At 73.9% G+C, this 13,432-nt stretch carries 11 protein-coding genes; 1 reads left to right on the plus strand and 10 read right to left on the minus strand.

Translation table 11 applies throughout. The annotated features are described in order from the left end of the window. Positions 1–36 precede the first annotated feature (36 nt). Positions 37–1,830: a molybdopterin-guanine dinucleotide biosynthesis protein B gene (gene mobB, locus RB146_04310; GenBank protein ID MDQ7828205.1), complete on the plus strand. Its 1,794-nt coding sequence runs from the start codon at positions 37–39 to the stop codon at positions 1,828–1,830. 16 nt (positions 1,831–1,846) lie between these two features. Here mobB and RB146_04315 read toward each other — a convergent pair whose 3' ends face one another. The 10 genes from RB146_04315 to RB146_04360 all read right to left on the minus strand — a co-directional run bounded on the left by RB146_04315 (position 1,847) and on the right by RB146_04360 (position 13,352). Then, positions 1,847–3,979, minus strand: a complete 2,133-nt coding sequence (locus tag RB146_04315) for an AAA family ATPase (GenBank protein MDQ7828206.1) — start codon at positions 3,977–3,979, stop codon at positions 1,847–1,849. Continuing rightward, positions 3,976–5,067, minus strand: coding sequence for a DNA repair exonuclease (locus tag RB146_04320; protein ID MDQ7828207.1), 1,092 nt, complete (start codon positions 5,065–5,067; stop codon positions 3,976–3,978). Before RB146_04320 ends, RB146_04315 begins: the two co-directional genes overlap by 4 nt. Beyond that, a complete protein-coding gene (locus RB146_04325) occupies positions 5,051–6,346 on the minus strand; it encodes a hemolysin family protein (protein MDQ7828208.1) in 1,296 nt (431 codons plus the stop codon). The genes RB146_04320 and RB146_04325 overlap by 17 nt, the downstream gene beginning before the upstream one ends. After that, positions 6,343–7,683: a hemolysin family protein gene (locus RB146_04330; protein MDQ7828209.1), complete on the minus strand. Its 1,341-nt coding sequence runs from the start codon at positions 7,681–7,683 to the stop codon at positions 6,343–6,345. Before RB146_04330 ends, RB146_04325 begins: the two co-directional genes overlap by 4 nt. 132 nt (positions 7,684–7,815) lie before the next feature. After that, positions 7,816–8,385, minus strand: coding sequence for a VTT domain-containing protein (locus RB146_04335; protein ID MDQ7828210.1), 570 nt, complete (start codon positions 8,383–8,385; stop codon positions 7,816–7,818). A gap of 30 nt (positions 8,386–8,415) precedes the next feature. Further along, positions 8,416–9,351, minus strand: a complete 936-nt coding sequence (locus RB146_04340) for an amidohydrolase family protein (GenBank protein ID MDQ7828211.1) — start codon at positions 9,349–9,351, stop codon at positions 8,416–8,418. A gap of 7 nt (positions 9,352–9,358) precedes the next feature. Next, positions 9,359–10,180, minus strand: a complete 822-nt coding sequence (locus RB146_04345; GenBank protein ID MDQ7828212.1) for an amino acid ABC transporter ATP-binding protein — start codon at positions 10,178–10,180, stop codon at positions 9,359–9,361. A gap of 40 nt (positions 10,181–10,220) precedes the next feature. Next, on the minus strand, positions 10,221–11,252 hold the full coding sequence (locus RB146_04350; protein ID MDQ7828213.1) for an amino acid ABC transporter permease: 1,032 nt from the start codon (positions 11,250–11,252) through the stop codon (positions 10,221–10,223). 2 nt (positions 11,253–11,254) lie between these two features. Further along, a complete protein-coding gene (locus RB146_04355; protein MDQ7828214.1) occupies positions 11,255–12,322 on the minus strand; it encodes an ABC transporter permease subunit in 1,068 nt (355 codons plus the stop codon). A 13-nt stretch (positions 12,323–12,335) separates the two neighbouring features. Next, positions 12,336–13,352 (minus strand): amino acid ABC transporter substrate-binding protein, encoded by a 1,017-nt coding sequence (locus RB146_04360; GenBank protein MDQ7828215.1) that lies wholly within the window; start codon positions 13,350–13,352, stop codon positions 12,336–12,338. Positions 13,353–13,432: the final 80 nt, after the last annotated feature.

Below are 13,432 nucleotides of genomic sequence, written 5' to 3' on the forward strand. Positions count from 1 at the left end.
GCGGCTCATCGTACCATGAGGGCGAGGAGGGCGACGGTGGCGGTCGACCCGGAGACGGCGTTCCGACGGATCCTCGAGCACGCGACGCCGCTCGGGACGGAGCGCGTGCCGGTGCACGCTGCCGCCGGTCGCGTCGCCGCCACGCCTCTCCGCTGCAGCCGTCCCGTTCCCCACTTCCGCCGCGCCGCCCTGGATGGCTACGTCGTCTGGCGCGACGACGTGGCGGAGGCCTCACCCCGACGACCGGTGCGGCTGCGCGTCACGGGGGCGGTGCGCATGGGCTCGCCACCGGGCGAGGGGCCGGGCCGCGGGGAGGCCTGGGCGATTCCTACCGGCGGGGCGATGCCGCACCGAGGCGACCGGGTCATCCCCGTCGAGCACGTCCGCCGAGAGGGCGACGGCCTCGTGCTCGAGGTACCCCCTTCGAACAAGACGCACGTCATCGAGGCCGGCGAGGACATTGCCCACGACACCCTGCTCGTCTCGCCGGGTGAGACGATCCGGCCGGGTGCCGTGGGGGCGCTGCTGGCGTGCGGGACGGCCGAAGTGGAGGTCTACCGCCGGCCACGGGTGCTGCTGCTCTCCACGGGGGACGAGCTCGTCCCCCTCCCCGCCGGAGCGCGCCCGCCGCACCGTTCCGTGCCGTCCGGGCGCATCCCCAACACCAACACGCCCGTGCTCGCCCTGGAGCTGGCGGCGGCCGGGTGCGCAGTGCAGACGGCCGGCGTGATCCCGGACGACCCGGCCGCGCTGGCCGAGGCGCTGGGAGAGGCGGCGGAAGGTCCCGCCGACGTCGTCCTCTCCACAGGCGGGGTCTCCGTGGGAGCGGCCGACCGCGTGCCGCAGACCTGGCTCGGGCTGGGCGCCCGCGAGGTCGTGGGCCGCCTCGACCTGAAGCCCGGGGGACCGTTCTTCGCGGGGCTCCTGGGGGCCAGGTGGGTGGTGGGGCTGCCCGGCACCCCCGGCGCCTGCCTGGCCACCTACCACCTGCTGGTGCGTCCCGTGCTGCTCCGCCTGGCGGGGCACCGGCACGTCGTGCGGCCCATCCGTTATGCCCGCCTGCGGACCGACCTCAGGCGGCCATCCCACCGGACGCAGGCGCTGTGGGCCGTCACCTCGGGCGAGCCGCCCGAGGTGGAGGTGCTGGATGGCGGAGCCGGCCTGCGCGGAGCCGTGCGGGCGAACGCGCTCGTCCTCCTGCGGGCCGGGACCCCACCGCTGCGGGCCGGCTCGCGCGTGCCGACGCTCGCCCTCGACCGTCCGGAGGATCGGGCCGACCTGGTGATCCCGCCTGCGATACGATCGCCACTCGTCATCGGCGTGGTGGGTCCGTCGGGCAGCGGCAAGACCGCCCTGATCGAGGGCGTGGTGCAGCGGCTGCGGGCGGACGGCATCGCCGTGGGCGCGGTCAAGCACGCCGCCCACGGCTTCGAGGTCGACCGCCCCGGGAGCGACAGCGACCGGATGGTGCGGGCCGGGGCCGCGCCCGTCCTCCTGTCAGGCCCGGAGGAGCAAGTCCTGCGCGTGCGCCGCGACGCCGCGGGGCTCCCCGTGGCGCGCCTGGCCGGTGCGGTCGTGGCAGTGGCCGAAGCGCTCGGGCAGCCGCTCGAGCTCCTCCTGGTGGAGGGGTTCCGCCATCCCGACCGGCCGTGGGTACGGGTGGAGAGTGAAACGCCGGCGGGCCCCCGCGACGATGGGGCGGGCCAGCCCTGGCGCCAGGTACCGGCACTGGCCGACCTGCCAGCCGCGCAGCGCGCTGCGGTGCTCGACGACCTGGCGGCGCAGATCCGTTCCTGGCTGCGGGAGGGGGCGCAGCCGGGCTCGGGGTGAAGGGGGCCTCGCCGCTTCAGGGGGCGAGCGAGATGGCCGGGGCCTGCGCGCAGGCCTCGGGGACGCGGGCCGTGAAGAGGAAGACCTGGCGCTGTCGCGCCGCCGCGGCGAGCAGCGCCGCCACCGCCTCGGCGCGCGCCGCGTCGAAGTGGGCGAAGGGCTCGTCGAGGAAGAGCGGCGGCGTGCGCCCCTGACAGACCAGGTCCACCAGGGCCAGCCGCACCGCCAGGTAGAGCTGGTCCGCCGTGCCGCGGCTCAGGTGCTGGGCGCCCTTCCACCCGCCGGCGCGGTTCACCCACACCTTCGGGACGAGGCCGCGCTCGTCGAGGCTGACCCGCTGGTAGCCGTCATGGGTGGCCTGACGGAAGTACTCACTGACCCGACGCTCCACGAGTTCCCGGGCCGGCACGAAGGACTGGCGGCGTGCTTCCTCCAGCAGCTGGCGGGTCAGGTCGAGGACCGCCGCCTCGGCCTGCACGGCGGCCTGCTGCGCGCGCAGCGCCGCCAGCCGCTCCTCCAGCACCAGGAGCTGCTCGGCGTGGTCGGGCATCTCGGCGAGTTGCCGCTGCAGCTGGGTGCGGCGGTCGCGCAGGAGCGCCGCCTCCTTCTCCAGCCCTTCCAGCTCGCGGGCCAGCCGCTCGGCCGGGGCTGCGGCCGCCGGGGCCGTCTTCCCCTCCGACCGGGCGCTCACCCGCGAGCGGAGCTGCGCCACCTCCGCCTCCAGGTCCCGCGCGCGCTGCTCCAGGGCCTCGCGCGTCTGGTTCCCCAGCAGCTGGTGGAAGGCCAGCCGCAGCTCCTCGTGCTGGTGCACCGCCTCGATGAAGGCGGCGTACTGCTGCTCCACCGCCTCCACCGAGGCCACGCCCAGCGCGTCCAGCCGGGCGCGGAAATCACGGGACGCCGCATCGAGCGCCCCGCGCGCCTGCTCCGCCTGCTGGCGCAGGCGCAGCACGCGTTGCTCCTGGGCGCGGTAGGCCGACTCGGTCTCGCTGACGCGCCCGCGCGTCCGCATCCCCAGGAGGATGACCACCAGGCCGGCCAGCGTCGCGCCCCAGGCGCCGGGCAGGTCGCGCAGCAGGGCCAGCAACGTCCCCGCAGCGGTGGCGGCGGCCCCGAAGCCGCCCAGGATCAGGCCCACGCCGCTGCGGCGGCGCGCCTCGCGGTGTCGCGCGGCCAGGTGCTCCAGGGTGCGCTCCTCGCGGTCCAGGGTCTCCCGCGCCGTACGCAGGGCCTGCTCCAACGCGGTGAGCTGCCGGCGGGCCTGCACCAGCTCGCGCAGCGCCGCCTCCCGCTGGTTGCTGACCTGCTGCGCCCGCGCCTCGAGCGCCGCCAGGCGCTCCGAGAGGGTGTTCAACCGCGCCAGCAGGTCGCGCGACTGGCTCAGCTCCCGCTCCACCTCCTGCAGCCGCCGGCCCAGCGTGGCCTCCTGTTCCAGGGCGGCCAGGCGTTCGCGGCGGGATGCCACCTCGCGCTCCACGGCGGTCAGCCGCCGGGTCACGGTGCGCAGCTCGACGGCCAGCGCTTCGGTGTGCTCGGCGCGGCGCTCCAGGTCGCGCCGTTGCGCCTCCAGAGCGGTCACGGCCTCGGCCCCGGAGCCCCGGCCCGCGCCGACGGTCCGGGCCCGGCGCTCGTCGAGCCAGCGCAGCGCCGCCTCCACGTCTTCGGTCCCCGCCCCGCTCAACACGCGCGCAAGCTGCCCGGCGATGTGCCGGCGGTCGTCGGTGAGGCGGGCCAGCTCCCCCTGGGCGACGAACGCTGTGGAGCGGAAGAGCGTCTCGGAGGGGACGCCCAGCCAGGCCAGCATGCGCTGCTGTACCGCACGGGTGTCCGCCGTGCGCTCACCGCCGTCCTGCCTCTGCAAGAGGGCCGTGCCGGCCTCGAAGTCCTTGCGCAGCAGGTAGGCCCGGCCGTCCGCCTCGAACTCGAGCGTGACCTCCCCGGCGCGGGTCTCGCCCCACGGGCGCACGCTCTCGACGAAGCCGGCCGGCGGCGCGGCCGGGTTCACCGCCAGGGCGGCGTAGAGCGCCTCCAGCACCGTGGATTTGCCGGCCTCGTTGGGTCCGCAGATGACGTTGAGGCCCGGGGCGAAGGTCCCGGTCCAGTCGGCGAACTTCTTGAAGCGGCGCAGCCGCACGCGCCGCAGGATCACGGTCCCTTCCCTCCCGTCTCCAGCAGCCACAGCCCCAGCCGGGCGGCCTGCGCCACCCGCCTGGCCTCCTCCGGGGTGCGGGCCTCGCCGAGGCGGCGCTGCGCCAGCGCCAGGAACTTCCCGCGGACGGTCACGTCGCCCGCCTCGGGGGCCTGCAGGCCCACCGTCGCCTCGTCGCTGATCTCCAGCGCAAAGAAGCGGGGCCCCAGGCGCTCGCGCACCGCGGCCACGTCGAGGAAGTGCCCCGGCGGCACCTCACCGGTCAGCCGCACGTGCAGGACTAGGTCGCCGTCCGCGTGGGTCTCGAGGGCGGCCGCCAGCGCGTCGATGGTGGCGAGCGACGCTGCCGCCACCGTGACGACCTCCGCGCGGCGCCGGCCGAGCCGCAGCGCGGAGACCTGCGGCGGCCCGTCGCCCAGCGTGACCAGGAGGCCGCCTTCGCCCTGCCCGTCCCGGTCCACCAGTTCGGGCGTCCCAGCGTACCAGGCGGGCACGCTCGCGGGGATCGTGTGGACCCGGTGGAGGCCCCCCAGGGCCAGGTAGGCCAGCCCGGCGTCCCGCGCCTGGGCCAGCGCCTCGGCGGCCTCCTTCACCCCGACATGCCCCACGCCCACGGTTGCGACGCCCGTCGCTGGCGCAGGCACGCGCCACGGCCCGCTCTCCCCGCGGCGTCGCGAGCGGCCGCTGATCGCGAGTGGAGCGTCGGGCACCTCGACGACGGCAGGCGTGGGCGGCAGGACGGTGACGCCCGGAACCCCCGCGAGCGCCCCGCCGGCGTAGGTGCCGTCCGCCTCCAGCGCGTCGGCCTCGCCGGCGGCGATGACGACGGGGATCCCCGCGGCCGTCACGCGGCCGAGCTGACCGGCGACGAACTCGGCCAGCTCGCGGGGCGGCCGCGGCGTGGCGAAGAGATCCCCGGCCACCACGACGGCGCGCACGTGCTCCGCCAACCCCTTCTGCAGCGCCCTGGCAAACGTCTCGCGCACCTGGCGGCGCTGGGCCGCCCCGCGCTCCCCCAGCCAGGGCAGAGGCGCCCCCAGGTGGACGTCGGCCAGGTGGAGGAGGCGCACCTTACCGGCTCTGGCCATGGGTCACGATGGCCTCTCGCACGCCGTGGCCGGCGACGGCGGCCACCTCGAAGCGCACCCCCTCGTACACCACCACGTCCCCCACCCGGGCCGGCCGCTCCAGCAGGGCCAGGATGAGACCGCTCGTCGTGTCGACCTCCTCGTGCTCCAGTTCGACGCCCAGGTGCTCCCCCACTTCGTCCAGCCGCACGGTGCCGGCCACGTGGAGACGGCCGGCGGCGTCGCGCCAGATCTCCGGGCGCTCCCCGGCATCCGGCTCGATCTCGCCGACGATCTCCTCGAAGAGGTCCTCGATGGTGACGATGCCGCGCGTCCCACCCTGCTCGTCCAGCACCACCACGAGCTGGCTGCGGGACTGGTGCATCACCTCGAGGACCCGGTCGAGCGGCGTGGTCTTCGGCAGGTAGGCCACCGGGCGGGGCCGGTCGACCGCCAGCGGCCGTCCCTCCACCAGGCGGGCGAGGAGGTCCTTGACGTGCACGGCGCCGACGATGTGGTCGAGGTCCTCACGGTAGACCGGGTACCGGGTGTGCGGGTCGGTCACCAGGATTTCCTCGATTTCCTCCGGCGTGGCGTCCTCGGGGATCCCGGTCACCTCCACCCGGGGGACCATCGCCTCCCCAGCGGTCAGCTCCCCGAACTCGAAGAGCTCCCGCAGCACCCGCCCGGCCTCGGGGCGCAGCAGGCCGGTGGCCTGGCTCTCCTCGACGATGAGCTGCAGCTCCTCGGGGGTGTAGTAGTACTCGGCGGCGCTGGGGCGCCGGGTGAACCCGACCAGCCGGAGCAGCCCGTTGCCGAGGGCGTTGAAGCCGACCACGAAGGGGTAGAGCAGGGTGCGGATCCACAGGACCGGCGGGGTGACGGTGAGCACGGTGGGCTCGGCGTACTGGAGCGCCAGCGACTTGGGCACCATCTCCCCCACGACGATGTGCAGGTAGGTGAGGACGGTGACCGCCAGCACGCTGCCGGCGGCGTGGGCGGCGATCCAGCGCGCCGCGCCCCACCCCTCCAGGTGCGTGGCGATCCACCCGGCCACCACGTGCTCACCGTACATGCCGAGCCCCAGGCTGGCGGCGGTGATGCCGAGCTGTGCCGTGGCGATGTACTGGTCCTGCCAGCGCGGGTCGCTCAGGATGCGCTGCACCAGGCGGGCGATCCGCTCCCCCGCCGTCGCCCGGCGGCTGATGGCCGGGCGCGGCACGCCCACGATGGCGAACTCCGCCGCGACGAAGAGGCCGTTCAGCAGGACGAGGGTGAGGATGACCAGCAGCGGGATCACCGGCGTCCTCCCGCGACCTGCACCGGGCGCACGGCCACCGCCGCGACGGCGTGGTGCTCGACGGCCATCACCTCGACCTCCACGCCGTCGATGGTGACCCGCTCCCCCACCTCGGGGAGGTGGCCGAGCGCCTCCACCACCCGTCCCCCCACCGTGTCGGCCTCGCCGTCGCCGAGCGGGCCGATCCACGGCTCCGCCTCGTGCAGGCGCATGCGGCCGGGCAGCAGCAGCCGCCCGTCGGGGAGGCGCTGGGGCGCCGCCGCCTCGGCCTTGAACTCGTCGGGGACCGGCCCCAGCAGCTCCCGCAGGACGTCCTCCAGCGTCACGAGCCCGGCCACGCCCCCCAGCTCGTCGATGACGATGGCCATCTGCGAGCGGGACTCCCGCAGCAGCCCCAGCAGCCGGTCGGCCCGCACCATCTCCGGGACGCGCGGCACCGGGCGCATCGCCTGCCGCACCAGGTCCGGCGGGACGACGCGCTTCCCGCCGGCGGCGCGCATCGCCCGCACCCACCCCACCGTGAGGTCGCGGGCGTGGACGATGCCCACGATGTCGTCGATGGTGCCCCGGTAGACCGGCAGGCGGGTGAAGGGCGAGGCGGCGACGGTGCGCAGCACCTCCTCCACGGGGTCGTCTATGTCCACGGCGACCATCTGCGTCCGCGGGACCATGAGCTGGCGCACCTTCCGCGTGGTGAGCTGCAGGGCGCGTTGCAGGCGGCGGTGCTCGTCGGGCTCGAGCAGACCGCCGTCGCGGCTCTCCGCCAGCAGCAGGGCGATCTCCTCGGGGGAGTGGACGTGCCGGTGCCGCGCCTGGGGGATGCGCAGCAGGCGGAGGAGCCAGAGCCCGCTGCCGTTGAGCAGGGCAATGAACCAGGAGAAGAGACCCAGGGACCACTGCATGGGGAGGGCCGTGGCCAGGGCCACGGCCGTGGGATTCTGCAACGCCACGGTCTTGGGCATCAGTTCGCCCAGCACGATCTGGAGGGCGGTGAGGCCTCCCAGGACGGCCACCGAGGCCACGGAGAGGGCCAGCGCCTCGCCCCACCCGCCATAGGTCGCCAGCAGCGATGCCAGCGCCGGCGTCAGCGTGGCCTGGCCGTAGGCGCCCAGGGCCAGGCTGCTGAGGGTGATGCCGACCTGGCAGGCAGCGATGTAGCGGTCCAGCCGGCGCGGGTCCTCCAGGTGCGGCAGGAGGCGGCGGGCCAGCGTGTGCCCCTCTTCGGCCAGCTGGCGAACGCGGCTGCGGCGCACGCCCACCGCGCCGAACTCGGCCAGGACGTAGAGGGCGTTGACCGCGATGAGGAAGAGGACAACGAACCCGACAGTGAGGCTCACGATCCGCCTCCCCTCGGATCGTGCGGGACGGGCTCCCCTCCGGGGTCGGCCATGGGCACTCCCATCATACCATCCAGGGGTTCTATTGCCTTTGAGGGCGGTATTTCAGGCCTTCAGGCGGCTTTCTTGTGGTCACGGACCGTGGGCAGCCAGGGCGGCACGGTGCTGCCTGACCAGGTGGACGACCCAACCGACCACTCCGGCGACGGCGAGGAGGACAAGGGTGGCGCGGGGAAGCCACCCCCACTGGGCCCAGCGCGACGCCAGGTAGGCGAAGAGGGCCAATCCGGCCACGGTGTAGAGGAGCGAGCCGATGAGCGTCCACAGGAGGAAGGTCGGGAAGGGCATCAGGCCTACCCCGGCCAGGCAGGACCCCCAGGGGCGCAGCTGACCCAGGAAGCGGACGACCAGGATGGCCACGGCGCCGTGGCGGACGAAGAGGTCGCGGAGCGGCCGCTGGACGGCCGCCGCCCCCGGCCGTCCGGAGAAGGCGCGCCTGAGCAGCCAGCCACCCTGCCGGCCGACGAGGTAGGCCGCCACCGAGCCGAGCAGTTGCCCTCCCAGCACGGCCAGGAACGCGACGGGATGGGGGAGGCGGATGGCCACCAGGAAAGCCGCCTCGGTGGGGAAGGGGACGAAAGCACTCTCCAGGGCGAACGCCGCGAGCACACCCCACGCCCCGTAGCCCTCGACGACGGTCATGACGGCCTCGGCCAGGGAACGCACGCGCGGTCAGGCCAGCCGGTAGACCCGGCGGGCGTTGCCGGCCAGGATCAGGGCGCGCTGCTCGGGGGTGAGCTCCAGCCGCTCCAGGATGGCCGTCTGCTCCGCCAGGATGTGACGCCGGTACTCCAGCGGGTTGGTGGAGTCGGTGCCGAAGAGGATGCGCTCGGGCCCGTAGGCCCGCAGGGCGTCGCGGAAGACCTCCTCCAGCGAGGGGGCGCCGGGGGTGAAGAGGCGCCAGTTGTTGGTCCCGGAGGTGTCCACGCAGACGTTGTCGGTGTGGTAGGCGAGGAAGAGCGTCTCGCGCAGGAAGCCGGCGCCGAAATGGGCGATGATGAAGGTGACCTCGGGGAACTCCTTGACCGGCGCCGACAGCGGCAAGGGGCTGGCGTAGCTCAGGTCGTAGAAGGCCCCCACCGTGATGCCGAAGTGGAAGAGAACGGGCAGCCCCTGCTCGGCGCACGCCTCGTAGAGCGGGTAGAGGATGCGGTCGTTCGGCAGGAAGCGCTGGATGGGTGGGTAGAGCTTCAGGGCGCGCAGTCCCCGGGCGCGGAAGGTGCGCACCAGGCGCGGGGCGTCGGGGTGGAGGGGGTCCACCAGCGAGCCGATGACGTGCAGCCGGTCGGGCTGCACCGCCGTGAAGGCGGCCAGCTCCTCGTTGGCCTCGCCCACGGCGATGAACAGCCCGGCCGCCACCCCGGCCTCGTCGAAGGCGCGCAGCCAGCGGCGGGCGTGCTCCTCCACCGTGATGCCGCGCAGCGCCTCCAGGCGCTCCTCCAGGGTCCGCCCGCGCACGCGCGCCCGCTGGACCGCAGCCTCCCGCAGGGTCCCGTACCGCCTCACCGTGCGGCGCACCATCTCCTCGGTGACCAGGTGGAGGTGGGCGTCGATGACGGTGGAGCGGGCGGGGGCGTCGGCCGGCCCGGGCGCTGTGGCGGCCGTCACGGGGCGGTCACTGGTGGAGGATCTTGGAGAGGAAGAGTTTCGTGCGCTCGTGCTGGGGGTTGGTGAAGAAGTGCTCGGGCGTCCCCTCCTCCACGATCACCCCTTCGTCCATGAAGACGATCCGATTGGCCACCTCGCGGGCGAAGCCCATCTCGTGGGTGACGACCAGCATGGTCATCCCGGTCTCCCGGGCCAGCCCCTTCATGACGTCGAGGACCTCCTGGATCATCTCCGGGTCGAGCGCGGAGGTGGGCTCGTCGAAGAGCATGATCTTCGGCTGCATGGCCAGCGCCCGGGCGATGGCCACCCGCTGCTGCTGCCCGCCGGAGAGCTGGGCCGGGTAGCTGTGCGCCTTCTCGGGGATGCCCACCCGCTCCAGCAGCTCCATGGCCACGCGCTCCGCCCGGGCGCGGGGCCACCTGCGCACCCGGATGGGGGCGAGGGTGATGTTCTGCAGGGCGGTGAGGTGGGGGAAGAGGTTGAAGGACTGGAAGACCATCCCCACCTCGGAGCGCACCGCGTCGATGTTGCGCAGGTCGTCGGTCAGCTCGATGCCGTCGACGATGATGCGGCCGCGGTGGTGCGCCTCCAGGCGGTTGATGCAGCGGATCAGGGTGGACTTGCCCGAGCCGGAGGGGCCGGCGATGACCACCACCTCGCCGGGCCACACCTGCAGGGAGATGCCCCGCAGGACGTGCAGCCGCCCGAACCACTTGTGCACGTCCTCGAGGATGATGATGGGCTGCCGCTCCCGCTCCTCCTGCGGGGCCGGCGGTGTCGGGCGCTCCAGGGTCTGGACCGTCTCGCCGACCATGGTCGTCGACTCCATTCTACGCCATGCGCCTCCCGGGAAGGTCCCGCATCGTCTGCTATCGCTCCCCCAGCCCGAGGCGCCGCTCCAGGGCACGGCTCCCGGCCGACATCAGGTAGGAGAAGACGAAGTAGACCACCAGCAGGAAGACGTACACCTCGCGCACGTCGTGCAGGTAGGCGGTCACCCCGAGCAGCGCCCGGCCGATCCCCACCAGCTCGGTCAGGCCGATGATCACCGTGAGCGAGGTGTCCTTGAAGAGGCTGATGAAGTGCCCCACCAGCGCCGGGATCATGTTCTTGAAGGCCTGGGGCAGCACCACGTAGGCCATCGCCTGCCAGCCGGAGAGGCCCAGCGCCCGCGCCGCCTCCCGCTGCCCCCGCGGCACGGAGAGGATGCCGCCCCGCATGATCTCCCCGACGTAGGCCGCCGAGAAGACCGTCATGGCGATCATGGCCCGGTGCACCTTCGTCAGCACGTCCCCCGAGACCAGGGTGGCGAAGACGAAGAACCACAGCAGGACGGTGATCAGCGGGACGCCCCGGATCACCTCGATGTACACGGTGCAGACGACCCGCACCGCCGGCAGGGCGGAGACCCGGCCCATCCCCAGGAGCACGCCCAGCGGGAAGGAGGCGCCGATGGCCACGACCGCCAGCAGCAGGGTCAGGTAGAGGCCGCCCACCTGTTCGATGCGGATCGGCGCGGCCAGCCACAGCACCGCCCCCACCGTCGCCCCCCACAGCCCCGCCAGCCCCCGCGGCGCCACCCGCGCCCGTACGCCGGCCGCGGTGAGCAGCGCCGCCGCCGCCACCAGCCCGCCCGCCCACCAGGCCCGCCAGAGGTGCTCGTGCGGCACCAGCCCCACCGTCCAGATGCGCAGGTTGTCGGTGACGACGCCCCACCGGGCGTGGACCGCCCAGCGCCAGATGGCCCGGCCCAGGAAGAGGACGGCGGCGGCGGTGAGGACGGTGAGCAGGGCGTTGAACCAGCCGTCGAAGAGGTGGCGCCGGATCCAGCCCAGCGGCCCCAGCCGCTCCTCGGGCGGGGGGAGCTCCTGCGGCGGGAAGACCTCGGCGCGCGTGACCATGGTCAGGCCGGCAGGGCCAGCACCCGGCGGATCAGGTTGAGGACGGCGGAGATGGCCAGCGACATGGCCAGGTAGGCCAGCGTCACCACGGTGAAGGTCTCCAGCGAGCGGAAGGACTGGCTGCTGATGGTGCTGGCCACGGTGAGCAGCTCGGCGAACCCCACGCCGATGGCCAGGCTGCTGTTCTTCGTCAGGTTCAGGAACTGGTTGCCCAGCGGCGGGATGACGATGCGCAGGGCCTGCGGCAGGACGACGAAGCGCAGCGCCTGCGTGTAGGCCAGCCCCAGGCTGCGCGCCGCCTCCATCTGGCCGCGCGGGATGGCCAGGATCCCGCCGCGGACGATCTCGGCGATGAAGGCGGAGGTGTAGACGGCCAGCCCGACGACCAGCGCCGCGAACTCGCTGCTCATCTGGAAGCCGCCGTCGACGACGAAGCGCCCGAAGCGCTCCGCCACGGTGCCCCCCACGGCCAGCCCGCTGTTCGTCAGCACCACGGCGCCGCCCAGCAGCCGGAGCGGCGGGTGCTGCAGGGTGCCGGGCGGCAGCTGCAGGAAGACGGCGAAGTACCAGAAGAAGAGCTGGACGAGCAGCGGGGTGTTGCGCAGGAACTCCACGTAGGCCAGCGCCAGCCGGTTCACCAGCCAGTTGCGGGAGAGGCGGGCCACCCCCACCACCAGCCCCAGGGCCGTGGCCAGGGCGATGCCCAGCAGGGCCACCTTCACGGTGTTGAAGGCCCCGGCGATCATCGCCTCCGCGTAGGAAGCGTCGGGGCCGAACCGGGTGAGGCTCCACGTCTCCAGGTCGATGGTGGGGCCCAGCGCGCTCAGGTGGAAGCCGGCGGGCCGGTCCCAGAAGCCCCAGTCCAGGTGGATGCCGCGGCGGGCCACGCCGCGGGCCACGGCCGTCCACCCGGCCCAGCCCAGCCCGGCGACGGCGAGGAGGAAGAGGACCTGCAGCAGCACGGCCCGGGCGCGCGCGTTCGTCAGGAGCGCCGCGGCCCGGGCCGCCAGCGGCCGGGCGGTCCGGGAGGGCCTCGCCTGACGACGCTCCGGACCGCCCCAGGGCGTCATGCGCAGGGTCCGCCTAGCTGCGGAAGGGGCGGCTCGTCAGGGCGCCGCCGTCCCGCGCCAGCATGTTCCGCGTTCCCCGCCGCGGGATCTGGATCTGTGCCGCCGGACCGAAGTAGCGGTTGTAGATCTCGCCGTAGTTCCCCACCAGCCGCACCGCCCGCATCAGGGCGCCGCCGCGCGCCTCGATGAGCGGCTTGGCCACCGGGTTGCGCTCGGCGATCTCCCGCAGGCGCGTCTCCGAGCTCGCCGTGATCTGCGTGATGCGCAGCTCCTCGGCCAGGATGAGGCCGTAGACGGTCCAGTCCACCGTGTCGGCCCAGGCGGAGTCGTTCTGCGCGTACATGGGAGCCAGCGGCTCGTCGCTGAAGACCTCCCCCACGACCATGAAGTCCCGCGGGTTCGGCGCCGTCGCCCGGAAGGCGGCCAGCTGGCTGGCGTCGGTGGTGAAGGCGTCGCAGCGGCCCGCCACCAGCCCGTTGAAGGCCTCGGCGGCCTGGGCGAAGGTGATCAGCTCGAAGCGGAAGCCGCGCAGCCGCAGCTGGTCGGTGATGTTGCGCTCGCTGGTGGTCCCGGTGTGGACGCAGATGCGGGCGCCGTTGAGGTCGTTGAGGCTGCGGATCCGGGAGGTGCTGCGCACCAGCAGGCGCTGCCCGTCGTAGAAGGTCACGGGGCCGAAGTCCACCTGCTCGTCCCGTCCGAAGGTCTGCGTCGTCGTGCGGAAGACGACGTCCACCGAGCCGGAGACCACCGCGGGGATGCGCGAGGCGGCCGTGAGGTTCACGAACTCCACCTCGTTCACCCCGGCGAAGGCAGCCACCGCCCGGCAGAAGTCGGCGTCGAACCCCCGCATCGTGTTCGTGCGGGGGTCGATGAAGGAGAACCCGGGGGTCGTGCCCGACACCCCGCAGATGAGCTTGCCCCGGGCGCGCACCACGTCCAGGCGCGACCGCGGCGCCTGGGCCTGCGCGACGTAGGCGGCCACGCCCACGGCCAGGAGAACCGCTAGCACCAGGGCGACGACCTGACGCATCTTCCACCCCCCCAAGGTTGGGCGGTCCCTGCCGGAACCGCCGGACCCCGGCCGGCTCGCTCCCGGGCCGCCGGAGCACC

This window comes from Armatimonadota bacterium, assembly GCA_031081585.1.
In the GTDB taxonomy this organism is placed as follows: Bacteria; Sysuimicrobiota; Sysuimicrobiia; order Sysuimicrobiales; family Humicultoraceae; genus Geohabitans; species Geohabitans tengchongensis.

Coding starts and splice junctions, on each gene's coding strand:
- RB146_04360 (MDQ7828215.1), bottom strand. CDS start 13,352: ATGCGTCAGGTCGTCGCCCTGGTGCTAGCGGTTCTCCTGGCCGTGGGC.
- RB146_04350 (MDQ7828213.1), bottom strand. CDS start 11,252: ATGGTCACGCGCGCCGAGGTCTTCCCGCCGCAGGAGCTCCCCCCGCCC.
- RB146_04335 (MDQ7828210.1), bottom strand. CDS start 8,385: ATGACCGTCGTCGAGGGCTACGGGGCGTGGGGTGTGCTCGCGGCGTTC.
- RB146_04345 (MDQ7828212.1), bottom strand. CDS start 10,180: ATGGAGTCGACGACCATGGTCGGCGAGACGGTCCAGACCCTGGAGCGC.
- RB146_04320 (MDQ7828207.1), bottom strand. CDS start 5,067: ATGGCCAGAGCCGGTAAGGTGCGCCTCCTCCACCTGGCCGACGTCCAC.
- RB146_04355 (MDQ7828214.1), bottom strand. CDS start 12,322: ATGACGCCCTGGGGCGGTCCGGAGCGTCGTCAGGCGAGGCCCTCCCGG.